The following is a 25,044-nucleotide window of genomic DNA, read 5'->3' as shown; positions in this document are numbered from 1 at the left end:
GCGTCCGCGCCGTGAGACCTACGCCGGCGTCGCCGCGAACAGCGCCTTCGCCGACACCGACCGGCGCCGCGACACCGCGACGAGCGTCGCCGCGAACGCGAGCAGCGACCAGATCGCGAGACCCGCGAGCCCCGCGCCGACCCCTGACGCCTCGGTGAGCGCCCCGAGCATCGCGTTGTAGGCGGGTGCGGTCGGCATGAGCGCGGCGACGTCCGACAGGAGTCCCGGCACCGTCGAAACGACCCCCGTCGCGACCGCGAGCACCCCCACGAGCGCCGCGATCCACCGGCCGGCACCGCCGAACACCGCGACGAGCGCCTGGTTCACGGCAGCGAACGCGACGCCGGCTGCCACGCAGATCGCGGCGAAGATCGACCACTCCGCGAGGTCGTACGACGCGGCGAGCTGCACGACGCCCGCCACGAGCAGACCCTGCACGGCGCCGAGGCCGGCGGCCGGTGCGAGCGTGCGCAGCGCGAGCAGCGCCGACGGAGCGCGCGAGGTCAGCGTTCGACGCGTGACGGCCTGCAGCGCGACGAACGTTCCGAGCCCGCCGAACCACAGCGCGAGCGTCGCGAGCAGCGGGACCGCGGAGGCGCCGAACAGCGAGGATCCGACGCCCTCCGCCTCGACGGGCGCCGCGACGACGTCGGCGAGGCTCGTCGCCTCCGAGTCGGTGTAGGACGGGAGCGAGTCGGATGCCGTCGCCAGCCCGTCCGCGAGCTGGGCGGTGCCGTCCGACAGCTGCCCGAGCCCGGACGCGAGCCCGTCGGCGCCGTCGGCCGCGGAGGACGCACCGCCCGCGAGCTCCGCGCCGCCCGACGCGAGCTGAGTGGCTCCCGACGCGAGCTGCGAGACGCCCGCGGCGGCTCGATCGGCGCCGCCCGCGAGGGCGTCCATGCCGCCCGAGACCTGGTTCAGTCCGCCCGAGATCGACTGCAGTCCGCTCGCGAGCTGCGGCAGCTGCGTCAGGCCGCCAATGCCCTCGGCGATCGTGTCGGACTGGCCGATGATCCCCTGCACGGTGGGCAGCGCCGCGTCGGCCTCGTCGGCGACGGCGGACAGCTGCGCGCAGAACTCGGCCGAGCCGCCCTGTGCCTCGCAGCCCGCGGCGAGCTGGGCGAGGGCGGCCGAGGCATCCGTCACCGTCTCCTGAACCTGCTCGCTGTTCTGCGCGAGCTGGTTCGCGATGTCGACCATGCTCTGGGGGATCTGCGGAGCCTGCGACAGCCCGCCCGCGATCGTCGCCAGGCTGCCGGCGAGCGTCTGCGTATTGGCGGCGAGATCCCGCGCACCGCCCGCCCAGTCGCCGAGTCCGTCGGCGGTCGATCGAGCACCGCCCGCCCACCCGTTCAGGCCCGACGACAGCTCGCCGACGCCCGACGACAGCTGCCGCACGCCATCGGCGAGGCTCACCGCGCCCGACGCGGCCTCGCCGGCGCCGTCGGCGAGTCCCCGCGCTCCGTCGGCGGCCGCGCCGAGCTCGTCACCCAGCGTCGTGAACCCGAGGAAGACGTTCTCGAGGTAGATCGACGAGAGCTCCTGGCCCATGAGCGAGGCAGCCGCCTGCGTCACCTGCGCCGTGATCGCGTCATCGACGATGAGCGAGTCCGGTGGGGTTGCGACTTCGATCGTCGCGCGCTCGGGCGTCTCACCCGGCTGCGTCGAGGTCGCCGCGGCGGAGAAGTTCGACGGGATCGTCACGACCGCGGCATACGTGCCGTCGGCGAGGCCCGCCTCGGCGTCGTCGGCGTTGGAGATCGTCCAGGAGAGGTTGCTCTCGACCTCGTCCGAGCCTTCGACGAGCCCGGCGGTGAGCTGTCGCCCGAGGGGAACCATCTGGCCGTCGATCGTGACCGGGTCGTCCTCGTTCACGATCGCCGCCGACATCGCGTCCAGGCGCTCGGCCGGGTTGTACAGCGCGGCGACGAGCACGCCGCCGATCACGACGGGCAGCAGCAGCACGCCGATGAGCGTGAGCCACGTCACGGGCCGGCGCGCACGCGCGCGCTCGAGGGGGAGGTTCATGCGTTCACCTCGGGGGTCAGGGTGGAAGTCGAGCGGTCGAGGTCGAGCACGTCCGCGTGCGGACGGCGGGCCTCGGCGAGAAGGGATTGAGCGGCGGCGGGGTCGGATGCGGCAGCCACGACGGTCACGGGAGCGGCGTCGCGCAGCACCGCCGCCGCGCGGTCGCGCTCCGGTCCGGGGGCGATCGCGTCGGCGCCGTCGACCACCACGAGGCGCGTGCCGCCGCGGACGGCGTCGCGCAGCTCGGCGACGGGGTCGTCCGCGCCGGCGAGCGAGGCGACCCCGACGTGCGCACGCACCCACGGGGCCCGGCCGGGGAGCAGGTGCCCCGCGACGCGGAGGCGGCCCTCGGTCGGCTCGAGGCGTCCCGCGATCGCGAGCAGCAGCGCGGTGCTCGTGCGGGCGTCGGACGACGTCACGATGAGGGACTCGCCCGGCTCGACGCGAAGGGCGACGCCGCGGAAGACCGTGATGTCGTCGGCGCTCACGGCGAGGTCTTCGGCGACGACGGCGGCGGTCGTGTCGGGCTCGGGCCAGTCGGCGAGCGAGAGCTCGCGCTCGACGGCCGCGCCCTCGATGTCGAAGTGGGGGAGCATCCGGTCCAGCCAGCGCGGCATCCACCACGCCTTGTCGCCGAGGAGGGCCATGACCGCAGGCACGAGCGTCATGCGCACGAGGAACGCGTCGACCGCGATGCCGACTGCGAGTCCCAGCGCGATCGGCTTGATCGACGAGTCCCCTTCGGGCACGAACGCCGCGAACACGGCGAACATGATGATCGCCGCCGCGGTGACGACGCGCGCCGAGGCGGTGAAGCCCGACCGCACCGCGCCGATCGCGGTCGCCCGCTCGGCGCGCCCGCGGCGGGCCCGCGAGGCATGCACGTAGTCCTCGCGCATGCGCGAGACGAGGAACACCTCGTAGTCCATCGCAAGGCCGAACAGCACGCCCATGAGGATGATCGGCATGAACGAGATGACCGGCCCGGTCCGCGTGACGTGCAGGAGGTCGGCGCCCCAGCCCCACTCGAAGACCGCGGCCACGACGCCGAAGGCGGCGACCACCGAGAGCAGGTAGCCCAGGGCCGCCTTGATCGGCACCCAGATCGAGCGGAACACGACCATCAGCAGGATGAGCGAGAGGCCGACGACGAACAGCCCGAACGGCAGCAGGGCGGCGCCGAGGCGGTCGGAGATGTCGATGCCCACCGCGGTGAAGCCGGTGACCTTCAGGTCGACGCCGTACTCGTCCTCGAGCTCGACGGCGAGCGCGCGCAGATCGCGCACGAGCTGCGCCGTCGCGGGGTCGTCGGGAGCGGTCTCGGGCACGATCTGGATCAGGCCCGTGTCGGCGGTCTGGTTCGGGGTCGCGAGGGCGACCTCCTTGACCCCGTCGACCTTCTCGACCTCTGCGGCGAGGTCGTCCATGAGCCCCAGGGGGTCGGTCGAGGTGACGATCGTGCCGGTCATGATGAGCGGCCCGTTCGAGCCTGGGCCGAAGTGCTCGGCGGTGAGGTCGTATGCCTGCCGGGCCTGGCTCGAGAGCGGCTGGACGCCGGCATTGGGCAGGGCGAGCGCGAGGCTCGAGGCCGGGACGGCGAGTACGCCGAGTCCGACGACGACGGCGAGGGTCGTGACCAGCGGATGCCTCGTCACGAGCATCACCCAGCGGTTCGGCCGCTTCGCGGCCTTCCGCTTCCGGCCGACGCCGGCGCTCAGCGCCCGGTGCCCCCACCCGGCGACGCGGCCCTTCGCGAGGCCGAGCAGGGCAGGGGTGAGGGTGATCGCGACCGCCACCGCGATGGCGACCGCGACCGCGGCGGCGATTCCCATCGTCGTGAGGAACGGGATGTTCGCGAATGCGAGGCCGATGAGCGCGATGAGCACCGTCACGCCGGCGAACACGACGGCGGAGCCGGCGGTGCCCGTCGCGCGGGCGGCGGACTCCTCGGGATCGACGCCCGCGCGCACCTGGTCCTGGTGGCGGGCGACGATGAATAGGGCGTAGTCGATGCCGACCGCCAGCCCCAGCATGATCGCCAGCATCGGGGTGGTCGACGAGATCGAGGCGAACGCGGTCGACACGAAGATGAGCGCGATCGCGAGCCCGACGCCGATGATGGCGCTCACCAGCGGGAACCAGGCGACCGCGAGCGAGCGGAACGTCACGATGAGGACGAACAGCGCGATGAGGACGCCGACGGCCTCGGTGATCGACAGCGACGGCACCGAGATCGAGAAGAGATCTCCGCCCATCGCGACGCGCGAGCCCTCGGGTAGCTCGGCGCGCAGGTCCGCGGCGATGTCCTGCAGCGCTGTCTTGGTCTCGGCGGGCACGTCGGTCGTCTGGCCGTCGAACTGCAGTCGGACGATCGCCGCCTCGCCGCCGTCGGACACCATGCCCGAGACCATCTCGTCGAACGGATCGGTGACCGCCAGTATCCCGTCGAGGTCGCTGAGCTCGCCGATCGCATCGGCGATGGCCGTCGCGTACGGCTCGTCCGACACGTGCGTGTCGTCGGCGGTGACGAGCACGAGCTGGGCACTCGTGCCGCTGGCCTGCGGGAACGTGCGGTCGAGCAGCTCGATGCCCTCCTGCGCCTCGGTGCCGGGGATCGAGAAGGTGTTGTCGGTGCCCTTCATGAACAGGAGCGCCGCGCTTCCCGCGATCAGCAGCAGCACCACCCACGAGACGACGACGCGCCACGGGTGACGGTACGACCAGCGCCCGAGGGCATAGAGAAGGGTGGACAAGAGCGCCTCCGTGCGAATCGATCAGCATGCATGGATACAGTGCTGTATCGGATACACCAGTGTATCGTAGGACGGAGAAGCCCCCGCAAACCGGGAACTTCGTGTGAACATGGTCGAGAGGAGGCCGCATGACCGACACCCGAGTCGCGGGCGGCGCCACGACCACTCGACGGCGCGAGACGACGCGGCGGCGACTGCTCGACGCGGCAGCCCAGGTCTTCGCCGAGGTCGGGCTGGATGCGGCATCCGTCGAGGCCATCTGCGATCGCGCCGGCTTCACGCGCGGCGCCTTCTACTCGAACTTCGAGACGAAGGACCAGCTCTTCCTGGAGCTCGCGGGCGAGGTCGCGCTCGAGCGCGTCGAGGCTGTCCGCCGGCGTATCGCCGAGCTCGATCACGAGGGGGGCTTCGCCGACCTTCCCGCCAACGCGTTCGCGATCGTGCAGGACGTGCTCGACGTGTCGGCCGACGACCGCTTGAGCGTCCTCCTCATGAGCGAGATCCGCATCCACGCGATGCGCAACCCCGAGCTCGCGGCCGCGTACCTCGCGCAGGACGAGGAGATGCGCCGTGCGATCGCGCGCATCATCGATGACATCGGGCAGACGAAGAAGGTCCGGTTCCGGCTCCCGTCCGATCAGGTCGCACGACTCATGCTCACGGTGTGGGAGGGCGCGACGGTGCGTTCGGCGATGGCGGGCCTCGACTACGAGGCGATGTGCCGGCGCACGAACGAAGAGCTCGCACGGGTGGCGCAGCTGCTCATCGACGCCTGATCCGGCGAGGTCAGCGGGAGAGCAGCTCGTAGCAGCGGGTGAGCCGGTCGAGCCACCGGGATCGGCGATCGGCGGATGCCGCGAACTCGTCGAGCATCGCCGGGTCGGGCGTCACCCGGCGTACGGGCAGCACGCCGTGTCGCGGCCGCAGCGGCGGTGAGGCGACATCGGCCGCCAGCAGCGACGCCGTGCCGAGTCCGCAGTCGTACGGGAGGTCGGGCAACGCGGCCGCGAGCGCGACCCCCATGCCGAGGCCGACCGACGTGTCCAGTGCGCTCGAGACGACGGCGGGGAGCCCCGCCTCGGCGACGATCTCGAGCGCGCGTCGCACGCCGCCCAGCGGCTGCGCCTTCACGACAATGAGGTCCGCGGCTCCGGCGCGGGCGACGGCAAGCGGGTCGTCCGCCTTGCGCACGCTCTCGTCCGCGGCGATCGGGATGCCGAGCCGCGCGATGCGCCGCCGCAGCTCGGCGAGCTCCTCGATCGTCTCGCACGGCTGCTCGACGTACTCGAGGTCGAACTCCTCGAGCGCGCGCACGGCGTGCTCGGCCGCGTCGACGTTCCAGGCGGCGTTCGCGTCGATGCGCACGCGCCCCTCGGGTCCCATCGCCTCGCGCACGGCGCGAACGCGCGCGACGTCGTCGGCGAGCCGCTGGCCGGCCTGCGCCACCTTTATCTTGGCGGTGCGGCATCCGTCGAATCTGGCGAGGACATCGGGGACGGATGCCGCGTCGACGGCCGGCACCGTGGCGTTCACCGACACCTCGTCGCGCACCGCGGCGGGCTGCGTGCTCCAGCCGTAGTCGATCGCCGCGGCGAGCCAGGCCGACGCCTCGCGGTCGTCGTATTCGGTGAACGGCGAGAACTCGGTCCATCCCGCAGGCCCCTCCAGGAGGAGCGCCTCGCGCACGTCGATGCCGCGGAACCTCGTGGCGAGCGGCAAGGCGACGACGCGAGCGGTCGCGAGGAGGTCGCCAAGGGAGGGGAACGCGGTCACGAGTCCATCCTGCCCCTGCCGCCGCCTCTGTGAGGCTTGGGGAGCGTCGCGATAGAATAATGTGCCCTTGACGATAGTGTGTGACACACAGTACAGTGTGATGCATGAGCGAAACCGAAGCCCTCGAGACGCACCTGCAGGAGCTGCGCCGCGGCACGGTCGTGCTCGCGTGTCTGCGACTCCTCGAGCAGCCCGGTTACGGCTACGGCCTCCTCGAAGACCTGCAGGCTCGAGGGTTCGACACCGACGCCAACACGCTGTACCCGCTCCTGCGACGGCTCGAGAAGCAGGGCCACCTGACGAGCGAGTGGAACACCGACGAGGCGCGCCCTCGCAAGTTCTACCGCACGAGCCCCGCCGGCGCCCGGCTCGCCGCCGCACTGACCGAAGACTTCCGCGCGATCGCCGCCGCGATCGACGGACTGCCCGCTGCGGGCAACGACTGATCGGAGAACGACATGACCATGACGGCTTCCCTCACCGACCGCTACGTCGACGCGGCGATGCGCACCGTGCCCGAACGCCAGCGCGCCGACCTGTCCGCCGAGCTGCGCGTCTCGATCGAGGACCAGATCGACGCCCGGATGGAAGCCGGCGAGTCCCGGGACTCCGCCGAGTACGCGGTGCTCACCCAGCTGGGCGATCCAGAGGTGCTCGCCGCCGGCTACACCGACCGCCCGCTGTGGCTCGTCGGGCCGCGCTACTTCCTGGACTGGTGGCGGCTGCTCAAGCTGCTGCTCGCGATCGTGCCCGTGTGCGCGGCGTTCGGCGTCGCGCTCGGCCAGACGCTGTCGGGGGCGACCGTGGGCGCGGTCATCGGCACGACGGTGGCCGTCGTCTTCCAGATCATCGTGCACCTCGCGTTCTGGACGACGCTCGTCTTCGTGGTGCTCGAGCGCACCGGCCACGAGACCATCAACTCGACGAAGTGGACCCCCGAACAGCTCCCCGAGCCGCGCCCCAGGGGCGCCGGCCTGGGTGACCTCATCGGCAGCCTGGTGTTCCTCGCGATCGCCGTCGGCGTCATCCTGTGGGATCACTTCATCGGCCTGGCCCCGCTGCACCCCGGTGTGCCGCTCCTCGACGACGGTCTGTGGCCGTGGTGGATCACGGGGCTCTTCGTGATCATTGCGCTCGAGGCGCTGCTGGCCATCGCGGTGTACGCCTCACGCGGCTGGACGTACACGCTCGCCGTCTCCAACGGCATCCTCAACGCGGCGGTCGCGCTGCCCGCACTGTGGCTGCTCTTCGAGGGCCGCCTCATCAACCCCGACTTCTGGCCGACCGTGGCCGGGGACAGCGGGGCCGAGGTGCACGGCGTGCTGTCGGTGGTCGTCGGCTTCGTGATCGCGGGCATCGCGATCTGGAGCACCGCGGATGGCGTGATCAAGGCCGCGCGCGGCCGCAACTAGGCTGGGGCCATGGTCTCCGACTTGTTCGATCCGGACGAGTGGGTCGTCGCCCCGCGCGCTGATGACTACACCGACATCACCGCCCACGTCTCGACCGACGGACGCATCGCCCGCATCGCGTTCGACCGGCCCGAGGTGCGCAACGCGTTCCGCCCGCACACCGTCGACGAGCTCTACCAGGCCCTCGACATCGCACGGCAGGATCCGCGCATCGGGGTGGTTCTGCTCACCGGCAACGGTCCGAGCCCGAAGGACGGGGGCTGGGCGTTCTGCTCGGGCGGAGACCAGCGCATCCGCGGCCGCGACGGTTACAAGTACTCCGACTCCGACTCCGTGACGGACGTTGCGCGGGCCGGCCGCCTGCACATCCTCGAGGTGCAGCGGCTCATCCGGTTCATGCCCAAGGTCGTCATGGCGGTGATCCCGGGCTGGGCTGCGGGCGGCGGGCACTCGCTGCACGTCGTGTGCGACCTGTCGATCGCGTCGGCCGAGCACGGGCGGTTCAAGCAGACGGATGCCGACGTCGGCTCGTTCGACGCCGGCTACGGGTCCGCGTACTTCGCGCGGCAGGTCGGCCAGAAGCTCGCGCGCGAGGTGTTCTTCCTCGCCGAGGAGTACTCGGCCCAGCGCGCGTACGAGATGGGCGCCGTCAACCGCGTCGTGCCCCACGCCGACCTCGAGCGCGAGGCCGTCGCGATGGCCCGCACGATCCTCACGAAGTCCCCGACCGCCGCCCGCATGCTCAAGTTCGCGTTCAACGCCGTGGACGATGGACTCGTCGGCCAGCAGGTGTTCGCGGGTGAGACGACGCGCCTCGCGTACGGAACCGACGAGGCCGTCGAGGGTCGCGACGCGTTCCTCGAGAAGCGCGAGCCCGACTGGTCGCCCTACCCGTGGTACTTCTGATGCCGCGATGAGACTCGAACCCCTCGTCGACGACGACCCGCGCGAGGTGCTGCGGGGGCTGCGTGCCGCCCTGCACGGCGCCGGTCCTGCGATGGGGCTCGGGCTCATCCACGACGCTCCGGGCGAGGTGCGCGCGGGCACCGCCGTCGTCGTGACGACGTCCGGTTCGACCGGGATCCCCAAGGGCGTGGTCCTCAGCCGCGACGCGCTCACAGCGAGCGCGCTCGCGACGTTCGCCCGCATCGGGAAGGGCGCGTGGCTGCTCGCCCTGCCGGCGGCCTATGTCGCGGGACTCCAGGTCCTCGTCCGCTCGATCGTCGCGGGGCGCGAGCCCGCGCTCCTGGCGGGCACGTTCACCCCGCAGGCGTTCGCCGCGGCGGCGGCCACGATGGCGTCGACCGAGCGAGGCGAACGGATCCCGACGTATACGTCGCTCGTGCCCGCTCAGCTCACCAAGCTCCTCGACGCGGCCGATGACGACAAGGCGGTCCTCGCCGCGCTGCGCTCGTTCGAGCGCATCCTCGTCGGCGGACAGGCGCTTCCCCCCGCGACCCTCGAGCGCGCGCAGGCCGTCGGCGTGCGCATCGCTCGCACGTACGGCGCGACCGAGACGAGCGGCGGATGCGTCTACGACGGCCGCCCGCTCGACGGCGTCGGCATCGCGATCGTCGACGGCGAGGTGCGCCTTTCCGGGCCGACGCTCGCGGACGGCTACTTCGGCGATCCCGAGATGACGGACGCCGTGTTCGTGCGCGATGCGGACGGCGTCCGGTGGTATCGCACAGGCGACGCGGGCCTCATCGAGGACGGCGTGCTGCGCGTGCGAGGGCGCCTCGACAACGTCATCATCTCGGGCGGCATCAACATCTCGCTGGATCGCGTGGAGCGCATCGTGCGGTCGGTGCCGGGTCTGGCCACTGCCGTGGTCGTGGGTGTTGCGGATGCCACGTGGGGCGAGGCATCCGTCGTCGTCGCATCACGGGGTGAAGCCCTGCGCCGCAGCGAGTCCCTCCAGCTCGCGGCAGCGCGAGCCGCCGTCGAGGCGGAGATCGGCCCGCATGCCCGGCCGTCCCGGCTCGTGCTCGTCGACGAGCTCGCGATGCTCCCGTCGGGCAAGCCCGACCGCGAGGCGATCCGTCGCGCGATCGCGGCGCTCCACTGACGCGCGTCACTCCTCGCCGGAGAACCACTCCGGCGCCTCGACCACGCAGAAGCGGTTGCCCTCGGTGTCTTCCATGACGACGTAATCGGCGGCGGGCGGGTAGCCGTGCCAGTCGACGTCGCGCGCGCCGAGGGAGCGCAGGCGCTCGAGCTCGGCCTGCTGGTCGGATGCGTAGAGGTCGAGGTGCAGCCGGGGCGGATAGTGCTGCGGGTAGCCGGTCTTCGACAGGGCGATCGACGCGCGCCCGTGCGGACCCTCGGGCGGGTCGAGGATGACCCAGTCGTCGCTCGGCTCGCGGCGGCTGACGTAGCCGAGGGCGGCGCGCCAGAAGTCGCCCGCACGGTCGATGTCTTCGACGGTGAGCACCGTCGTTCCGATTTCGAGCATGGGGCCATTGTCGATCGGACCGGGGACACAGGCGAGGGGGTTGCGCTCACTAGGATGTGGACTCGTGGCAGGTACCAAGAGCAAGCACCGCAAGCGCCCCGGCCCGAAGAAGCAGCCGCCGCGCGGGAACCCGCAGAAGGCGCACGCGCCGCGCGATCCGCGACACGTCGAGCCGGCGACGTTCGGCGACTGGGTCGGCGCCGCGCGACTGCGCACGCTCCCGCTCGCGGTGACGCCCATCCTCATCGGCACAGGCGCCGCGCTGCTGGTCGACCGCGCGTTCCACTGGGTGCTCGCGCTCGCGTGCCTCGTGGTGTCGGTGAGCCTGCAGATCGGCGTCAACTACGCGAACGACTACAGCGACGGTGTCCGCGGCACCGACGACCACCGCGTCGGCCCCGCCCGGATCACGGCGAGCCGCAAGGCGAAGCCCCGCACGGTCCTCACCGTCGCGCTCGTGTTCTTCGGGATCGCCGCGCTCGCCGGCCTCGCGATCACGATCCGCACGCAGCAGTGGTGGCTCATCGCCGTCGGCGTCGCGGCCATCCTCGCCGCGTGGTTCTACACGGGCGGCAGACGTCCGTACGGCTACTACGGCCTGGGCGAGCTGTTCGTCTTCGTGTTCTTCGGACTCGTCGCGACAGTCGGCACGACGTGGGCGCAGGTGCAGTCCATTCCGCAGGAGGCATGGTTCGGCGGGGTCGCCGCCGGACTGCTCGCGTGCGCCGTGCTGCTCGCCAACAACCTGCGCGACATCGACCAGGACCGCGCCGCGGGCAAGCGCACCCTCACGGTGCTCATCGGCCGTCGCGCGACGCAGGCGCTGTTCACGATCTTCGTGCTCGTGCCGTTCGGCATCGCCGCGTGGCTCGCGGTGTTCTACGTCATCGCGTGGCTGTCGCTGCTCGCGCTCCTCGCGGCGCTGCCGGCGATCCTCATCGTGTGGACGTACCGCCGGCCTCGCGAGCTCGTCGTGGCCCTCGGGCTGACGTCGCTCACGTCGCTCGCGTACGGCGCGTTCCTGCTCTGGGCGTTCGTCGGGTGAGTGCCCCTCAGGGCTGAGGGCGGTCGGGCGCGGCATCCGGCCCGTGCGCGACTTCGTCTTCGACGTCTTCGTCGGAGCGTTCGTCCTTCGCGCGCGTGCGGCGCTCGGCGAGGCCTGACGTCACTTCTTCGAGGGGTCGACGCAGGAAGATCATGGAGAGGCTCAGCCCGATGAGCGCGGCGAAGATCGCCGACAGCCAGTAGTACTCGCGCATGATCGGGAAGAGCATGAAGATCCCGAACGGCACGAAGAACGCCAGCAGCCGCAGCACCGTATAAACGAGGGCCGAGCGCGTTCGCATGCCTCCATCGTAGTTCGCCGGTTCGGGCCGCCCATCCCGAGAGGCTGGGCGGAGCCTGAGGGGTTCACGACGGTTCCATGACGACCGGCCACTTCTCGCCGCGCGCGCCTAGGATGGGAGGCGTGACGAGGGTGCTGCTGATCGGGGCCTTGCTGGCCGCCGTGTTCTGGGTGTACAGCATCGTCGACTGCGCCATCCAGCCGCCGACGAAGCACCGCGGTGTGAGCAAGCCCGTGTGGATCCTCATCGTCGTGATCTTCCCCGTGCTCGGCGGCATCCTGTGGTTCGTCATCGGCCGCGCACGCGCGTCGCAGATGGTCGCGCCCCGCGCCCCCGACGACGACCCCGAGTTCCTGGGTCGCATCGGCTCGATCTCCGACCAGGACGAGCGCATCCGCCGCCTCGAGGAAGAGCTCGCGCAGCTCGACGCCGAGGCCGACGACCCGCGCTGGAGCAACCCGATCACTCCGATCAACCCGGTCACCCCGCCGGACGACGCGCCGCCCACGCCTCCGAAGCGCGGTGCCGAGCCTGCCGTCGAGCGGCCTACGGATCGCCCGGGCGACGGCGAGGACGACCCGCGCGGCCACCGCGGCGCCATCTCCTGACGTGAGCGACGACCCGGAGGCCGTCGGCGAGCCCGGCGCTGCCGGCGACGATCCACTCGCGGCCACCGTCCGCGGGGTCGAATCACCGGCGACGGATGCCGCGGCAGCCCTCCTCGGAGCACTCGTCGAGCGCGGCGTACGCCACATCGTCGTGAGCCCCGGATCGCGCTCGCAGTCCCTCGCGCTGGTCGCCGCCGAACTCGAGCGCCGCGGCGCGATCGGCCTGCACGTGCGCATCGACGAGCGCGTCGCGGGCTTCACGGCGCTCGGCATCGGGCGAGAGACGCGGATGCCGGCCGCCGTCGTCTGCACGTCGGGCACCGCCGCCGCGAACCTCCTTCCGGCCGCGCTGGAGGCGCATCACGCGGGCGTGCCGCTCCTGCTGCTGACGGCGGATCGCCCGCCCGAGCTGCGCGGCGTCGGCGCGAACCAGACCACGCGACAGCCGGGCATGTTCTCGCCGAACGTCCGCTTCGAAGCCGACCTTCCCGTGGCCGATGCCGTCGACCCGGACGGCGCATCCGAGCAGAGCGCGATGCTGCGCGCGGTCGCCGCCGAGGCGGTCGACGCGGCGCTCGGCGTCGGCACTCGCTCACCCGGTCCTGTGCACCTCAACGTCCCGTATCGCGAGCCGCTCGGAGGCGACCTTCCCTCGTGGCTCGCGGTCCACTCGGCCGAGCTCGCGGTCGAAGAGCACGTCGACCTCGACGCGGCACCCGTCGTCGCCGATCCCGCCGATGAGCCGTCCGGCGCGCTGTACCAGGGCGGCGGCGGCATCGGCGAAGCCGACGTCCCGCCCGACCCCGACGGCCCGCACGTGCTCGAGCGAGGCCCGCGCACGATCGTGCTGGCGGGCGCCGACGCAGGGCCCGATGCCGAGGCCCTCGCCCACGCGGGCGGGTGGCCGCTCGTCGCCGAGATCGTGAGCGGCGCGCGCTTCGGCCGCAACCTCATCCATGGCTATCGCACTCTCGTGGCTGCCCCCGAGCTCGGCGGGCGCGTCGAGCGCGTCGTCGTGTTCGGGCATCCGACCCTCGCGCGCGAGACGGCCGCCCTGCTGTCGCGCCCCGACGTCGAGGCGCTCGCGGTGCGCGGACCGGGGGAGCCGCTCAACCTCAACGGGGCGACTGTCGCCGTCGACGAGGTCGCGGTCGCGACCGGCGAGACGGATCGCGAGTGGCTGGGCGCGTGGATGCGGGCGTCGCGCGCGGCATCCGTCGATCTGTCTCCTCCTGCCCCGGATGCCGCGGCCCTCGCGTCGACCGTGCCGAGCGAGCGGCTCGGGGCGATCTCGTCGGAGCTCGAGGTGCTGCGGGCTCCCGTCGACCGAACCGCTCTGGTGGACGCGGTGTGGCGCGCGACGTGGCCGCATGACCGGCTCGTGTTCGGATCGTCGCGGCTCGTGCGGGTCGCCGACGCGGTGCTCGGCGGCAAGCGCGTTCCGGTGCACTCGAACCGCGGTCTCGCGGGGATCGACGGCACCGTCGCGACCGCTCTCGGAATCGCGCTCGCGAGTCAGGCCGACGGGCGTCCGGGGGTGACGCGTGTGCTGCTCGGCGACCTCGCGGTGCTGCACGACGTCGGCGCGCTGCTGCTGCCGCCGCACGAGGAGGAGCCGCGCATCCAGGTGATCGTCGGCAACGACGGAGGCGGCACGATCTTCGACGGACTCGAAGTCGCGGCAGTCGCGAGCGACGAGGCGATGGACCGCGTGCTCTACACGCCGCACGGCGCGCGCCTCGAACACCTCGCGCTCGCGTACGGGTGGGAATACCACCGCGTGACCACGCGGTCGGCGCTCGACCAGGTGCTCACGTCGCCTGTGGGTGGTCGGCAGCTCATCGAGGTGCCGCTCGAGCGCTGACGTACGCCAGTATGAACGCATGACAGCGACCAGCCAGCGCTATTGGGACGCCGATGCCCGCGAGATCCTGCGCGTGAACGAGGGATTCGTGCTCACGAGCGTCGATCCCGAAGCCACCCCGGGCTACTCCGGCGACAAGGAGCAGTCCGCCGAAGACCTCGCCGCCGGCGCCCAAGAGCTGAGCGAGCTGCAGGAGCGCTTGTATGCGCAGAGTCGCGTCGACGCGACGGATGCCTCGGTGCTGCTCGTGCTTCAGGCGATGGACTCCGCGGGCAAAGGCGGGATCATCCGGCATGTCGTCGGCTCGGTCGACCCGCAGGGCATCGCGCTCACGTCGTTCAAGAAGCCGACGCCCGAGGAGCTCGCGCAGGACTTCCTGTGGCGCGTCGAGAAGCGGGTGCCCGAGCCCGGCTTCATCGGCGTGTTCGACCGCTCGCACTACGAGGACGTTCTCATCGGGCGCGTGCGCGAGCTCGCGCCGCCCGAGGAGATCGAGCGGCGCTACGGCGCGATCAACGACTTCGAGAAGCGATTGACGGATGCCGGGACTCGCATCATCAAGGTCATGCTGAACATCTCGTACGAAGAGCAGCGTGCACGCCTCATGGAGCGGCTCGAACGGCCCGACAAGCACTGGAAGTACAACCCCGGCGACGTCGACGAGCGCGCGATGTGGCCGCACTACATGAGCGCGTACCAGACGGCGTTCGAGCGCACCTCGACCGAGTACGCGCCGTGGCACGTCGTCCCTGCGAACCGCAAGTGGTACGCGCGGCTCGCCGTGCAGGCGCTCCTGCTCGAGACGATCGAAGTCATCGACCCGCAGTGGCCTCCGGCGAACTTCGACATCGCCGAGGAGAAGGAGCGCCTCGCGGCGACGTAGCCGCTTCGTCTCGCGCCCTCGCTCAGCGTCCGGGGGAGTCAGGGCGCGATCCCGCGCGCGGCCCACGCGGTCGCCGAGATGCGGATCGGACCATCCCCGACGAGCTCGTGTGCGCGCTCGCGAACCGAGGCCACGGTAGCTTCGTCGAGCCCCGCGAGCTGCCCCGACGTGGACCCGATCCCGAGGGTGTGCGGATGCCACCACTCGTCGAAGTCCGGATGCTCCACCTCGACCGTGAGCTCGCCCTCGACGACGTCACGGCAGCCAGCCTCGGTGAGCAGCCCGACGAGGTCTCCGCGGCTCGTACCCGGTCGGGGAGGAGGTGGTTGCCGACCGGTCACCTCCTCGACCGCGCGCAGGAACGGCGAGTAGGGGCCGCGCGCGTTCTCGAGGTCCCACACACACGCGGCGACGACACCGCCCGGGCGGGTGACGCGCACCATCTCGCGGGCGCCGGCGGCGGCATCCGTCATGAAGTGGAAGACGAGCTCGGCGAGCGTCGCGTCGAACAGGTCGTCGTCGAAGGGGAGTTCCTCGGCAGAGCCGTGCCGCACGTCGGCCCATGGGAACCGTGCCGCGGTCGCGGCGACGAACCCGGGTGATGGGTCGGCGGCGGCGACCTCGGTCTGACCGAATCGGCGGGCCAGCACCTCGGTCAGCGCGCCCGTGCCGCAGCCCACGTCGAGGGCGCGGCCGGTCTCGGGAAACCGCGCGAACTCGACGAACACCTCAGCGAGCGGACGGGAGTACCGGCCCATGAATCCGTCGTAGGCCTGGGCGGCCACGTCGTCGAACGACATGGCGGCAGTGTAGGCCGGTTTCCCCACCCTCTCCCACGGGTTGGGGCGGATTTCCGACTTCTGGGGCCCGCGAAACGCGCCCCGAAGTCAACCATCCCGCCTCAACTCACGAGAGAGGGTCTTGCGTGAGCAAGTACTTGATGTGATACAGTACTTGCCATGACACAGGACGATGCCTTCTCGGCCGACCTGCTGCGCGGCCACACCGACACCATCGTGCTCGGTGTGCTGCGTCGTGGCGACCGGTACGGCTTCGAGATCTACAAGACCATCCGCGATGCGACGGGCGGCGAGCACGAGATCAAAGAGGCCACTCTCTACGCGACCTACCGCCGGCTCGAGAAGGACGGCCTGGTGGAGTCGTACTGGGGCGATGAGACCCAGGGCGGCCGCCGCAAGTATTACCGCATCACCGATGCGGGCCGTGCGGTCTACGGAAACAACGTCGCGGCGTGGGTCGCCACCCGCCGCGTGATCGACTCCCTCCTCGACGTGAAAGACAACACCGATGACTGAGAACCTCCACATCCATCGACTTCTCGACGAGGCGTTCGCCGGCGTCGAGCTGACCCCCGACACGCAGGACCTGAAAGAAGAGATCCGCGCGAACCTCATGGCACGCGCGGCGGAACTCGAGGAGTCCGGTGTCGCCCCCGACGAGGCGGCACGCCGCGCGGTCGCCGAGCTCGGCGACGTGCGCGAGCTGGTGGGCGAGACGGCGCCGGCGGGCGTGGCGGATGCCGCGGCCCCGCGCCGCAGCTGGGAGGACCTCATGCGCCGCCACCACGTCAAGCCGAAGCCCGGCTTCGTGGTGCGCGCGGTCGTGTGGTCGGTCGCGGCCGTCGTCGGCATCACGCTCGGGATCCTCGGCGCGACCGGCGTGCTGCCGCTTGCGCTCGGCGCCCAGATCGGCCTCTTCGGGCTGGCCTCGACCGGGATCGCGCTCCTCGTGGGCGACTCGCTGTCGCAGGAGACCACGATGAACCACCCGATGCCGCAGAACCGGGCGGCGGGCTACTTCCTCGCCACGCTGCTCGGGGCGTTCGGCCTCGCGTTCGCGGGACTCGTCGCCCTCGGCTCGATGCCCATGTGGGGAATCGTCTTCGCCGCACTCGGGGTCGTTGCGTCGATCATCCTGTTCGCGTTCCTGCTGGCCAGCCAGACCAATCGCCACAAGGCGTGGACGCGCCAGATGGTCGCATCCGAGCCGCCCAACCGGTTCGAGCGCGAGCCCGAGACCGCTGCACGGTTCGGCATCTACACCGCCGTCATCTGGATCGTGACCTTCGGCGTCATCGTGGCGCTCATCTTCACGGTCGGGTGGTGGTGGACGCCCCTCGCATTCATCGGAGGCTTCGCCCTCATGATGCTCGTGCTCGCGCGGATGCTCTTCGCGCCCGACAAACGCTGACGCGTCACACCCTCGGTCGCCGAGCGTCTCGTCGCTCCACTCCTCGCTCGACGTCCGAGCGCTCAGAACAAGCCCAACCAACAGAAGGGATGCTTCGCCATGCCTGAAAACACCACTGCGGCGATCGTCGCCGAGAACCTCGTCAAGACGTACCACGGCCGTGGCCGTAAGCCCGGCGTGCGGGCCCTCGACGGACTGAGCCTCACGGTTCCCGAGGGCCGCGTGTTCGGCCTCCTCGGCCCGAACGGCGCCGGCAAGTCCACGACCACCAAGATCCTCACGACGCTGTCGCGCCCGACGAGCGGCACGGCGCGCGTCGCGGGCCGCGACGTCGCTCGCGAGGCCGATGCGGTCCGCACCGCGATCGGCTACGTGTCGCAGGGCGCGAGCACCGATCCGCTCCTGACCGCGCACGAGAACCTCGAGATCGCGGGACGGATGCGCGGTGCTTCGCCTTCGGCCGCGCGAGCCCGCGCGAAGCGGCTGCTCGACGACTTCGGTCTCGCCACCGCAGCCGCGCGGCCCGTGTCGACGTTCTCCGGCGGCATGCGCCGGCGCCTCGACGTCGCCGCAGCACTCGTGCACCGTCCGCGCGTGCTGTTCCTCGACGAGCCCACGACCGGGCTCGACCCCGAGGCGCGGGCGGCGATGTGGGCCGAGATCCGGCGCCTGTCCGCCGAGGACTCGCTCACCGTCGTGCTGACGACGCACTACATGGAGGAGGCCGACCGCCTCGCCGACGAGCTGCTCATCGTGAACCGCGGCCGCGCCGTCGTGCAGGGGTCGCCCGGCGACCTCAAGGCGGCGCTCCACGGCGACTCGCTGCGAGTCTCCCTCATCGAGCCCGACCCGGCCGCCGTGCGTGTGGCGGTCGCGCGGGTCGGCGGTCTGCGTGACGTCGTGGTCGAGGCATCCGGAGTCGACGGCGTCCTCGCCGCACGCACCGACGATGCGTCAGCCGCCGTCGGCGCGGTCATCGCGGCACTCGATGCCGCCGGCATCCGGTTCGGCCAGGTCTCCGCATCGCACCCCTCGCTCGACGACGTGTATCTGCATTTCGTCGGCCACACGTTCGAAGAGGCCGGTGCGCCGGCCGTCACGGAAGGAGAAGCGGCATGACCACGATCGCGATCCCGACGACCGCCACCGCAGCCGAGCGCGCGGGGTGGTTCACCCAGACCGGGCAGGTGCTCCGGCGCTGGCTCATCGTGACCGTTCGGCAGGTGTGGGGGCCCGTGATGTCCCTCGTGCAGCCGATCATCTGGATCCTGCTGTTCGGGCAGGTGTTCAGCTCGCTCGGCGACCTGCCGCAGTTCGCCCCTTCGGCGGGCTCCGGAACCGGAGGGTATATCGAGTACCTCGTGCCCGGCATCCTCATGATGACCGTCCTGTACTCCGGCGCCTGGGCGGGGACAGGCTTCATCGACGACATCAACTCGGGTGTCATGGACCAGTACCTGAGCTCGCCGATCCGCCGCTCCGCGATCGTCACCGGCCAGCTCGGACAGCAGCTCGTCGTGAACCTCGCCCAGTCGCTCGTCGTGCTCGGCATCGGCTGGCTCGGCGGGGCGCGGTATGCGGGCGGGGTGGGCGGACTGCTCGTCGCTCTCGCGGTGGCGACACTGCTCGCGACGATCTTCTGCTGCGCGTCGACCGCGATCGCGTTCATCTCACGCAGCCAGATCGCGCTCATCAGCCTGTCGCAGCTCATCGTGCTGCCGGCGACGTTCCTGTCGACGACCATGATGCCGTCCGCGCTGCTGCCGGACTGGGTGGCCGCGGTCGCCCGGTGGAACCCGATGACGTGGGCGGTCGAGCTCGGCCGGGGCGGACTCTCGGGCCAGTACCCGGATGCCGCGGGGCTCCAGGTCGCCGGCCTCGTCGCCCTCGCCGCGCTCGCGTTCACGTGGGCCGTGGGCTCGATCCGCGCGTATCAGCGCTCGATCTGAGCATCGGGTGGGCACCGGCCCGCCGCATAGGGTGGACCGGTGCCCACTGCTGTCCCCGCCGAGAACCCCCAAGATCCCGTTCGCGCGATCGCCGACGCCTACGTCGCGGAGCTCGCGAAGCACGAGCCGGAAGCCGCGCAGGCAGCGGGTCTTCCCGATGGCCCGCTCGTGGCCGACCTCGGTCCCGAGTGGTTGCAGCGGAGGTACGAACTCCAGGGCGAGACGCTCGCCGGGCTGGACGTCCTTCCCGCCGGCGCCGGGGACGAGAACCTCCGTGCCGCGCTGCGCGAGCGCCTCGAGAGCGAGCGGCTCCTCTTCGACACCGGGTTCACGGCGCGCCTGGTCGCGGGGCTCGCGACGCCAGTCCACCTCGTGCGGGGTGCGTTCGAGGGAGTGACGGTGACCCCGGATGCCGCGGGCGATGCGCTCGTCGCGCGCGTCGAGGCATCCGCCGCCGCCGTCGATCAGTACATCGCGAGCCTGCGCTGGGCGCGCGACCACGCCGACCGCTTCACCGGTTCGGGCGTCGCTCCCGTGCGCCAGCTCGACACGCTCGCGGCGCAGGTCGAATCCTGGGTGGCTCGCGACTGGTTCGGGTCGATTCCGGTCGCCGAGCGCGTGGGGGAGTCGACGCGGTCGCGGCTCCGCTCCGCTGCAGACGCCGTCAACGAACGACTGACCGCGCTCGTCGGCGTGCTGCGCGACGAGCTGCGTCCGGTCGCGCCGACCGAGGACGGCGTCGGCGAGCACGTGTACGCCGACATGGCGGCCGCGATGCTCGGCGCGCGCATCGACCTCGCCGACACCTACGCGTTCGGGTGGGCTGAGCTGGAGCGGCTCGTCGGCGAGGCGCGCGCGCTCGCGGTCGAGCTCGGCGGCACGGGCGACGATCCGGTTCGGTCGGGGGCTTCTGCGCTCGACGCGGATCCGCGGTATCGCCTTGAGGGCGTTCCGGCGATCCAGGCGTGGCTCGCGCGACGGGTCGACGAGACGATCGACGCGCTCGGCGACGCCTTCGCGCTTCCGCCGTCGGTGCGCGACGCCGAGTGCCTCGTGTCGGAGGCGGCATCCGGTGTCGTCTACTACGCGCCCGGCGCTCCGGACGGCTCGACGCCCGGACGCATCGTGTGGACGATCCCGAGCGGCGTGCCCGTCGCCGCGACGTGGCAGGAGGTCACGAGCGTCCACCACGAGGGGCTGCCCGGACACCACCTGCAGTTCGTGGTGACCGCGTCCTATCCCGATCTGCACCCGTGGCAGCGGCACCTGGCCCACATCCACGGGTACGCCGAGGGATGGGCGCACTACGCCGAGCAGCTCGCCGACGAGCTCGGCCTCGTGCGCGACCCCGCGGAACGGCTCGGGCTCGTGCTCGGCCAGATCTGGCGCTCCGTGCGGATCGTCGCCGACATCGGGCTGCACACCGGCTGGGCGATCCCGTCGAACCCTCTCGTCACCGAGACGTCGTGGACGCCCGAGCTGGCGAAGCGGATGCTGGTGGACTTTGCGCTCGTCGAGCCGACGCTCGCCGGATTCGAGGTCGACCGGTACCTCGGGTGGCCGGGTCAGGCGCTCGCGTTCAAAGTCGGAGCGCGACTGTGGAACGAGGCGCGCGCGGCCCGCGCCGCACAACTCGGGGAAGCGTTCTCGCTGCGCGAGTTCCACCGCGACTCGCTCGGTCTCGGGCCGATGGGGCTCGGGCCGCTGCGGGAGCTGCTGCTGCGCTGAGTCGTCGGGCGGCGGCGGAACCGGGAGCGACAGCCCGGCGCCGTCCGTCAGTCGCGCGTGACCTGCGGCAGCACCGCCTCGCCGAGCAGCCGGATGCCCTCCGCCGAGTCGATGCCGTGCGGGGTGCCGAACTCGATGCGGTCGACCCCCGCGTCGATCAGCCGTTGCGTATGCTCCGCGAGGTCGTCGGGGTCCCCCGCGAGCGCGAAGAGGTCGAGCACGTCGCGTGGCACGAGCCGGCCGGCGCCCTCGTCGTCGCCGTCTGCCAGGCGCGCCCGGATCGCGGGCAGCAGGTCGTCGGGGAGCGCGACGGTGGGGTCGAGCGCCGCGACCACGTCGAGGTACATCGCGACCTCGCGCCGTGCGCGTGCACGGGCGGCGTCGCCGTCGCGATCGACGACCGTCACGGCGCCGAGCACCACGCCGACGGAGTCGCGCGTTCGTCCCGCCCGCTCCAGTCCCGGGCGCAGCCGCGCTCGTACCACGTCGATGATCGCCGGGTTCGCGCTTCCGCCCACCTTCACCTCGTCGGCGAGCTCGCCCGCGAGTGCGATCCCCTGTTCGCCCCACGAGCCGATCAGCAGCGGCGCACGCTCGCGCTCGGTGGGATACCGCAGCCGCACGCCGGGCTCGACGCGGAACACGCTGCCGTCATACCCTCGTCCCTCGCCGTCCAGCAGGGCGCGGATGACGCCCACGGCGTCGCGCAGGCTCGTGAGAGGCCGCGACGCCTCGACGCCGACCGCCTCGAGCCACGAGCCCCGCGCGAGCCCGAGGTACGCGCGGCCCCGGCTCGCGGCATCCGCCATGGCGAACTGCCCCGCGATCTCATACGGATGCAGCGTGAAGGGGTTCCAGCACGCGCAGCCGAGTCGGATGCGCGAGGTGGCGGCCGCCATCTCGAGCAGCGCGGCGATCGGCGGCTGGTACAGGAGGTCGGAGAACACGCTGACGCCGTCGAACCCGAGATCCTCGGCGAGAGTCGCAAGCCGCGCGTATTCGCCGAGGGGCTTGTCCGTCTGCAGCCCGAGCGACACGGCGACGCGACGCGTCGTCGCGGCCGTGCCGGAAGCGCTCACGTCAGCTCATCCGTCCGCATCGACCGGATGCCCCGGCGCTCGATCCGCATGATCAGCCGCTCGTCGGGGTCGGGGCAGGCCACGAGGGCGTCGCGTTCGAGCCAGTCGCCTTCGGAGAGCCGCCGCTGCTTGGCCGGAAGCAGGGGGAGCACCGCCTGCAGCGCGTACATGCAGAAGTGCCCGCCGTCGGGAAGGCGCAGCCGACTCGACTCCACGAGGTCGATGTGGTCTCCGACCTTCATGCCGCACACCGAGCGCCCCTCGATGCGGTCGACGACGACGCGCAGGTCGTAGAGCTCGGTGATGGCCTCATCGGCACCGGACGCGTCGCTCATCGCGCCCTCCCCAGGTCGTCGCGCACGACGACTCCGCCCTTCATGACGAAGTCGAGCTCGCGCAGCGCGCTCGTGTCGGCGGTCGGGTCGGCGGGCATAGCGATGAGGTCCGCGAAGCGTCCGGGCCGCAGAGTCCCCACTCTGTCGTCGGCATCGAGCCAGCGGGCCGGTGCACTCGTGGCGGCTGCGATGACGGCGGATACCGCGAGCCCGCCGTCGCGCATGTGCTCGAGCTCGCGCACGACCGCCGTCGTGCCCTCGAAGCCCCAATACGGGGGCATGTCGCTGCCGAGGAGGATCTCGACCCCGGCCTCGAGCGCGAACGCGTAGGACTCGAGATGGCGCGGACCGGCGCCGAGCGAGCGCTGCTGCATCCACGCCGGCACGCCGAGGTCGTCGAAGAACGCCTGCGCCCGCGTGACGACGAGGGTCGGCACGAGCGCCGTGCCGCGCTCCGCCATGAGCCGGGCGACCTCGGGGGTGAGCTCGTAGCCGTGCTCGACGCAGTCCAGGCCGAGTTCCACGGCGCGCGCGATGATCGGCGCCGGCCCGGCGTGCGCCGTGACCTTCCGACCCCACGCGTGCGCGACCTCGATCACCGACGCGAGCTCCGCGTCGGTGAGCTGCGGTGTCGAGATGCCCTCGTGCTCGCCGGCGATCCCGCCCGAGATCATGACCTTGATGAGGTCCGCGCCGCGTTTGACCTGGCTGCGCACGCCGCGGGCGAAGTCGTCGGGGCCGTCGCACTCGATCGTGTCGTCGGAGTCGTGCCCGTGGCCGCCCGTGCAGCACAGCGCCCGGCCGGCCGTGAAGATGCGAGGCCCCGGCACCTTGCCCTCGTCGATCGCCGCGCGCAGCGCGAAGTCGGCGCCGCCCTTCTCGGCGACGCAGCGGACGGTGGTCACGCCGGACATGAGGGTGCGCCGTGCCGTGTCGGCCATGTGCAGCGCGAGCTCGTGCGGGTTCAGCGCGTTCACTGCGTCGCCGCCCGGGCCAGGCAGCGACAGCGAGAAGTGCGTGTGCATGTTGATGAGCCCCGGCATGACGTACGCGCCGCCGAGGTCGATGCGCGGCGTGGCGTCGCCGAGACCGGATGGCCCGGCATCCGGCACGACGTCGGCGATCACGCCGTCGACCACGACGAGAGCGAGGCCCTCCTGCGGCGCCGGCTGGACCCCGTCGACGAGCCGGAGGTTCGCCAGCACAGCGCTTGCCGTGGTGGGGAGGCGGCCCGGTGCTGCCGCGCTCATGCCAGGGCGTCCACGATCGGCCGGAACTTCACGCGCGTCTCGATGAGCTCCGCCTCGGGGTCGCTGCCCGCGACGATCCCCGCACCGGCATGCGCGATCACCGGGATCGTGTCGCTGTACTCCGCGTGTCGGCGTACCGGACCCGCGCCGATCTGCGCGCAGCGCAGTGCGATCGCCCACTCGCCGTCGCCGTGTGCGTCGACCCAGCCGACCGGACCGGCGTAGCGACCGCGGTCGAACGGCTCGAGTCGGCGGATCAGCTCGACCGCGGCATCCGTCGGCGTTCCGGCGACGGCCGCGGTGGGGTGGAGCGCCTCGACGAGGTCGAGGGCCGAGGCGTGGTCGTGAAGCTCGCCGGCGACGTCGGTCGCGAGGTGCCACAGGTTCGGCAACTCGAGCGTGTACGGCTCGTCGGCGGCGCGCAGCTCGCGCGTGTACGGGCGCAGGACCTCCAGAACGCTCTCGACGGCGTACCGGTGCTCGTCGATGTTCTTGGCGCTGTGCGCGAGCTCTTCCGACGCGTGCGCGTCGTCGTCCGCATCCGTCCCGCGCGGGATCGTGCCCGCGAGCACGCGGGCGGTCACCGCGCCGCCCGACACCGTGACGAGCGTCTCGGGACTCGCGCCGATGAGGCCGTCGACCGCGTACGTCCACGTGTCGGGGTAGTCGTTCGCGAGGGCCCGCGCGAGGCGCCGGATGTCGGAGCCCGCCGGGATCGTGCCGACGAGATCGCGCGCGAGCACGACCTTGCCGACCTCTCCGGCCGCGATCGCGTCGAGCGCGGCGCGCACGGCGTCCTGATAGCCGGCGGGATCGAGGGCGCCGGGGCCGAGCGTGCCCGACCAGTACGGACCGTAGGGGATGGGCTCGATGACCGGCTCGGGAAGGCCGACGCCCTCGGCCCGGATCCGGGTCACCCAGGAGCGCCCGCTGTGCCGCCCGATGATCGCGCGCGGGACGATGAGCCGGCTCGACGAGTGCGAACGGCGATCGAACACGAAGGCGCCGAACGCGACGAGGCCCGTGCCGGGCAGTCCGACGGGATCATCGACCTCGGCGGCGGCCGTGAGGTGTCGCCATGCCTCCGCCGGCGGCGGCACGTCGGCTGGGTCGATTCCGGCGGGCGAGGTTTCTCCGCCGCCCTCGAACCCGGTGACCGTGCCGCCGATGCCCACGATCCCGTCGGAGCGGCGCAGCCACGCGAGCGGCGCGGCCGGGTCGGCGTAGGCGAGCAGATCCTCGACGGGGTCGATCTCCCGGGTCTCGACCACCAGTCGCGGCGGGCGGTGCGGGTCGATCACGGTTCCAGCCTACGTCCGCGCGGGGGTCCCCTCATGCCCCGCCGCGTCCGGGGCCGGTCCTAGACTGAC

The 25,044-nt window shown here is 71.9% G+C and carries 24 protein-coding genes; 14 read left to right on the top strand and 10 right to left on the bottom strand.

Annotation, left to right across the window (positions count from 1 at the left end):
• Window positions 1–18: 18 nt before the first annotated feature.
• Together BJ991_RS16455 and BJ991_RS16450 are read right to left on the bottom strand one after the other, a co-directional pair.
• On the bottom strand, window positions 19–2,028 hold the full coding sequence (locus tag BJ991_RS16455) for a YhgE/Pip domain-containing protein (protein WP_179491768.1): 2,010 nt from the start codon (window positions 2,026–2,028) through the stop codon (window positions 19–21).
• Window positions 2,025–4,781: an MMPL family transporter gene (locus tag BJ991_RS16450; RefSeq protein WP_179491766.1), complete on the bottom strand. Its 2,757-nt coding sequence runs from the start codon at window positions 4,779–4,781 to the stop codon at window positions 2,025–2,027. The genes BJ991_RS16455 and BJ991_RS16450 overlap by 4 nt, the downstream gene beginning before the upstream one ends.
• 128 nt (window positions 4,782–4,909) lie before the next feature.
• On the opposite strand from BJ991_RS16450, the gene BJ991_RS16445 reads away from it, so the two are divergent.
• A complete protein-coding gene (locus BJ991_RS16445) occupies window positions 4,910–5,557 on the top strand; it encodes a TetR/AcrR family transcriptional regulator (protein WP_179491764.1) in 648 nt (215 codons plus the stop codon).
• Between the two features lie 10 nt (window positions 5,558–5,567).
• Here BJ991_RS16445 and BJ991_RS16440 read toward each other — a convergent pair whose 3' ends face one another.
• Window positions 5,568–6,554: an o-succinylbenzoate synthase gene (locus tag BJ991_RS16440; RefSeq protein WP_179491762.1), complete on the bottom strand. Its 987-nt coding sequence runs from the start codon at window positions 6,552–6,554 to the stop codon at window positions 5,568–5,570.
• 104 nt (window positions 6,555–6,658) lie between these two features.
• On the opposite strand from BJ991_RS16440, the gene BJ991_RS16435 reads away from it, so the two are divergent.
• From BJ991_RS16435 to BJ991_RS16420, 4 genes are read left to right on the top strand one after another with little or no spacing between them, the layout of a single operon-like run.
• A complete protein-coding gene (locus BJ991_RS16435; RefSeq protein WP_179491760.1) occupies window positions 6,659–7,000 on the top strand; it encodes a PadR family transcriptional regulator in 342 nt (113 codons plus the stop codon).
• 12 nt (window positions 7,001–7,012) lie between these two features.
• The gene (locus BJ991_RS16430; RefSeq protein ID WP_179491758.1) at window positions 7,013–7,966 is read left to right on the top strand and encodes a permease prefix domain 1-containing protein; all 954 of its coding nucleotides are present in this window, start codon (window positions 7,013–7,015) and stop codon (window positions 7,964–7,966) included.
• Between the two features lie 9 nt (window positions 7,967–7,975).
• A complete protein-coding gene (locus BJ991_RS16425) occupies window positions 7,976–8,872 on the top strand; it encodes a 1,4-dihydroxy-2-naphthoyl-CoA synthase (protein ID WP_179491756.1) in 897 nt (298 codons plus the stop codon).
• 7 nt (window positions 8,873–8,879) lie between these two features.
• Entirely contained in the window at window positions 8,880–10,034 is a 1,155-nt protein-coding gene (locus BJ991_RS16420) for an AMP-binding protein (RefSeq protein WP_179491754.1), read from the top strand.
• A gap of 6 nt (window positions 10,035–10,040) precedes the next feature.
• On the opposite strand, the gene BJ991_RS16415 is transcribed toward BJ991_RS16420, so the two are convergent.
• A complete protein-coding gene (locus BJ991_RS16415; protein ID WP_179491752.1) occupies window positions 10,041–10,421 on the bottom strand; it encodes a VOC family protein in 381 nt (126 codons plus the stop codon).
• A gap of 64 nt (window positions 10,422–10,485) precedes the next feature.
• On the opposite strand from BJ991_RS16415, the gene BJ991_RS16410 reads away from it, so the two are divergent.
• Window positions 10,486–11,466 carry a 1,4-dihydroxy-2-naphthoate polyprenyltransferase gene (locus tag BJ991_RS16410; RefSeq protein ID WP_343048808.1) on the top strand — a complete coding sequence of 327 codons (981 nt, stop codon included), beginning with the start codon at window positions 10,486–10,488 and terminating at the stop codon, window positions 11,464–11,466.
• Between the two features lie 7 nt (window positions 11,467–11,473).
• Here BJ991_RS16410 and BJ991_RS16405 read toward each other — a convergent pair whose 3' ends face one another.
• A complete protein-coding gene (locus BJ991_RS16405) occupies window positions 11,474–11,767 on the bottom strand; it encodes a DUF4229 domain-containing protein (protein ID WP_179491748.1) in 294 nt (97 codons plus the stop codon).
• Window positions 11,768–11,889: 122 nt separating this feature from the next.
• On the opposite strand from BJ991_RS16405, the gene BJ991_RS16400 reads away from it, so the two are divergent.
• From BJ991_RS16400 to BJ991_RS16390, 3 genes are read left to right on the top strand one after another with little or no spacing between them, the layout of a single operon-like run.
• Window positions 11,890–12,375, top strand: a complete 486-nt coding sequence (locus BJ991_RS16400; RefSeq protein WP_179491745.1) for a PLDc N-terminal domain-containing protein — start codon at window positions 11,890–11,892, stop codon at window positions 12,373–12,375.
• 1 nt (window position 12,376) lies between these two features.
• Window positions 12,377–14,239 carry a 2-succinyl-5-enolpyruvyl-6-hydroxy-3-cyclohexene-1-carboxylic-acid synthase gene (gene menD / locus BJ991_RS16395; protein WP_179491744.1) on the top strand — a complete coding sequence of 621 codons (1,863 nt, stop codon included), beginning with the start codon at window positions 12,377–12,379 and terminating at the stop codon, window positions 14,237–14,239.
• A gap of 19 nt (window positions 14,240–14,258) precedes the next feature.
• Window positions 14,259–15,122, top strand: a complete 864-nt coding sequence (locus BJ991_RS16390; protein ID WP_179491743.1) for a polyphosphate kinase 2 family protein — start codon at window positions 14,259–14,261, stop codon at window positions 15,120–15,122.
• A gap of 38 nt (window positions 15,123–15,160) precedes the next feature.
• Here BJ991_RS16390 and BJ991_RS16385 read toward each other — a convergent pair whose 3' ends face one another.
• The gene (locus BJ991_RS16385) at window positions 15,161–15,922 is read right to left on the bottom strand and encodes a class I SAM-dependent methyltransferase (protein ID WP_179491742.1); all 762 of its coding nucleotides are present in this window, start codon (window positions 15,920–15,922) and stop codon (window positions 15,161–15,163) included.
• A 159-nt stretch (window positions 15,923–16,081) separates the two neighbouring features.
• Between BJ991_RS16385 and BJ991_RS16380 the strand changes: the two genes are divergently transcribed.
• From BJ991_RS16380 to BJ991_RS16360, 5 genes are all read left to right on the top strand, one after another.
• The gene (locus tag BJ991_RS16380) at window positions 16,082–16,438 is read left to right on the top strand and encodes a PadR family transcriptional regulator (protein WP_179491741.1); all 357 of its coding nucleotides are present in this window, start codon (window positions 16,082–16,084) and stop codon (window positions 16,436–16,438) included.
• Window positions 16,431–17,333, top strand: coding sequence for a permease prefix domain 1-containing protein (locus tag BJ991_RS16375; RefSeq protein WP_179491740.1), 903 nt, complete (start codon window positions 16,431–16,433; stop codon window positions 17,331–17,333). Before BJ991_RS16380 ends, BJ991_RS16375 begins: the two co-directional genes overlap by 8 nt.
• Before the next feature lie 99 nt (window positions 17,334–17,432).
• A complete protein-coding gene (locus tag BJ991_RS16370) occupies window positions 17,433–18,452 on the top strand; it encodes an ABC transporter ATP-binding protein (protein ID WP_179491739.1) in 1,020 nt (339 codons plus the stop codon).
• The gene (locus BJ991_RS16365) at window positions 18,449–19,282 is read left to right on the top strand and encodes an ABC transporter permease (protein ID WP_179491738.1); all 834 of its coding nucleotides are present in this window, start codon (window positions 18,449–18,451) and stop codon (window positions 19,280–19,282) included. The genes BJ991_RS16370 and BJ991_RS16365 overlap by 4 nt, the downstream gene beginning before the upstream one ends.
• Window positions 19,283–19,321: 39 nt before the next feature.
• Window positions 19,322–21,010 carry a DUF885 family protein gene (locus BJ991_RS16360; RefSeq protein WP_179491736.1) on the top strand — a complete coding sequence of 563 codons (1,689 nt, stop codon included), beginning with the start codon at window positions 19,322–19,324 and terminating at the stop codon, window positions 21,008–21,010.
• 47 nt (window positions 21,011–21,057) lie between these two features.
• Here BJ991_RS16360 and BJ991_RS16355 read toward each other — a convergent pair whose 3' ends face one another.
• From BJ991_RS16355 to BJ991_RS16340, 4 genes are read right to left on the bottom strand one after another with little or no spacing between them, the layout of a single operon-like run.
• Window positions 21,058–22,089, bottom strand: coding sequence for an LLM class flavin-dependent oxidoreductase (locus BJ991_RS16355; RefSeq protein ID WP_179491734.1), 1,032 nt, complete (start codon window positions 22,087–22,089; stop codon window positions 21,058–21,060).
• A complete protein-coding gene (locus tag BJ991_RS16350) occupies window positions 22,086–22,424 on the bottom strand; it encodes a TIGR04076 family protein (RefSeq protein WP_179491733.1) in 339 nt (112 codons plus the stop codon). The genes BJ991_RS16355 and BJ991_RS16350 overlap by 4 nt, the downstream gene beginning before the upstream one ends.
• Window positions 22,421–23,674, bottom strand: coding sequence for an amidohydrolase family protein (locus tag BJ991_RS16345; protein WP_179491732.1), 1,254 nt, complete (start codon window positions 23,672–23,674; stop codon window positions 22,421–22,423). The genes BJ991_RS16350 and BJ991_RS16345 overlap by 4 nt, the downstream gene beginning before the upstream one ends.
• Window positions 23,671–24,972: an isochorismate synthase gene (locus BJ991_RS16340; protein WP_425487552.1), complete on the bottom strand. Its 1,302-nt coding sequence runs from the start codon at window positions 24,970–24,972 to the stop codon at window positions 23,671–23,673. The genes BJ991_RS16345 and BJ991_RS16340 overlap by 4 nt, the downstream gene beginning before the upstream one ends.
• Between the last annotated feature and the right edge of the window lie 72 nt (window positions 24,973–25,044).

The sequence above is a fragment of the Microbacterium immunditiarum genome (assembly GCF_013409785.1).
GTDB classification, from domain to species: Bacteria; Actinomycetota; Actinomycetes; order Actinomycetales; family Microbacteriaceae; genus Microbacterium; species Microbacterium immunditiarum.
The sequence above is the reverse complement of the archived record's forward strand: the minus strand, read 5'-3'. Positions and strand labels throughout refer to the sequence as shown.

Bases quoted from the DNA above. Each gene is read 5' to 3' on its own strand.
- BJ991_RS16445 (WP_179491764.1), top strand. From the start codon at position 4,910: ATGACCGACACCCGAGTCGCGGGCGGCGCCACGACCACTCGACGGCGC.
- BJ991_RS16430 (WP_179491758.1), top strand. From the start codon at position 7,013: ATGACCATGACGGCTTCCCTCACCGACCGCTACGTCGACGCGGCGATG.
- BJ991_RS16455 (WP_179491768.1), bottom strand. From the start codon at position 2,028: ATGAACCTCCCCCTCGAGCGCGCGCGTGCGCGCCGGCCCGTGACGTGG.
- BJ991_RS16435 (WP_179491760.1), top strand. From the start codon at position 6,659: ATGAGCGAAACCGAAGCCCTCGAGACGCACCTGCAGGAGCTGCGCCGC.
- BJ991_RS16420 (WP_179491754.1), top strand. From the start codon at position 8,880: ATGAGACTCGAACCCCTCGTCGACGACGACCCGCGCGAGGTGCTGCGG.
- BJ991_RS16375 (WP_179491740.1), top strand. From the start codon at position 16,431: ATGACTGAGAACCTCCACATCCATCGACTTCTCGACGAGGCGTTCGCC.
- BJ991_RS16350 (WP_179491733.1), bottom strand. From the start codon at position 22,424: ATGAGCGACGCGTCCGGTGCCGATGAGGCCATCACCGAGCTCTACGAC.
- BJ991_RS16415 (WP_179491752.1), bottom strand. From the start codon at position 10,421: ATGCTCGAAATCGGAACGACGGTGCTCACCGTCGAAGACATCGACCGT.
- BJ991_RS16365 (WP_179491738.1), top strand. From the start codon at position 18,449: ATGACCACGATCGCGATCCCGACGACCGCCACCGCAGCCGAGCGCGCG.
- BJ991_RS16380 (WP_179491741.1), top strand. From the start codon at position 16,082: ATGACACAGGACGATGCCTTCTCGGCCGACCTGCTGCGCGGCCACACC.
- BJ991_RS16405 (WP_179491748.1), bottom strand. From the start codon at position 11,767: ATGCGAACGCGCTCGGCCCTCGTTTATACGGTGCTGCGGCTGCTGGCG.
- BJ991_RS16345 (WP_179491732.1), bottom strand. From the start codon at position 23,674: ATGAGCGCGGCAGCACCGGGCCGCCTCCCCACCACGGCAAGCGCTGTG.
- BJ991_RS16425 (WP_179491756.1), top strand. From the start codon at position 7,976: ATGGTCTCCGACTTGTTCGATCCGGACGAGTGGGTCGTCGCCCCGCGC.
- BJ991_RS16370 (WP_179491739.1), top strand. From the start codon at position 17,433: ATGCCTGAAAACACCACTGCGGCGATCGTCGCCGAGAACCTCGTCAAG.
- BJ991_RS16385 (WP_179491742.1), bottom strand. From the start codon at position 15,922: ATGTCGTTCGACGACGTGGCCGCCCAGGCCTACGACGGATTCATGGGC.
- BJ991_RS16390 (WP_179491743.1), top strand. From the start codon at position 14,259: ATGACAGCGACCAGCCAGCGCTATTGGGACGCCGATGCCCGCGAGATC.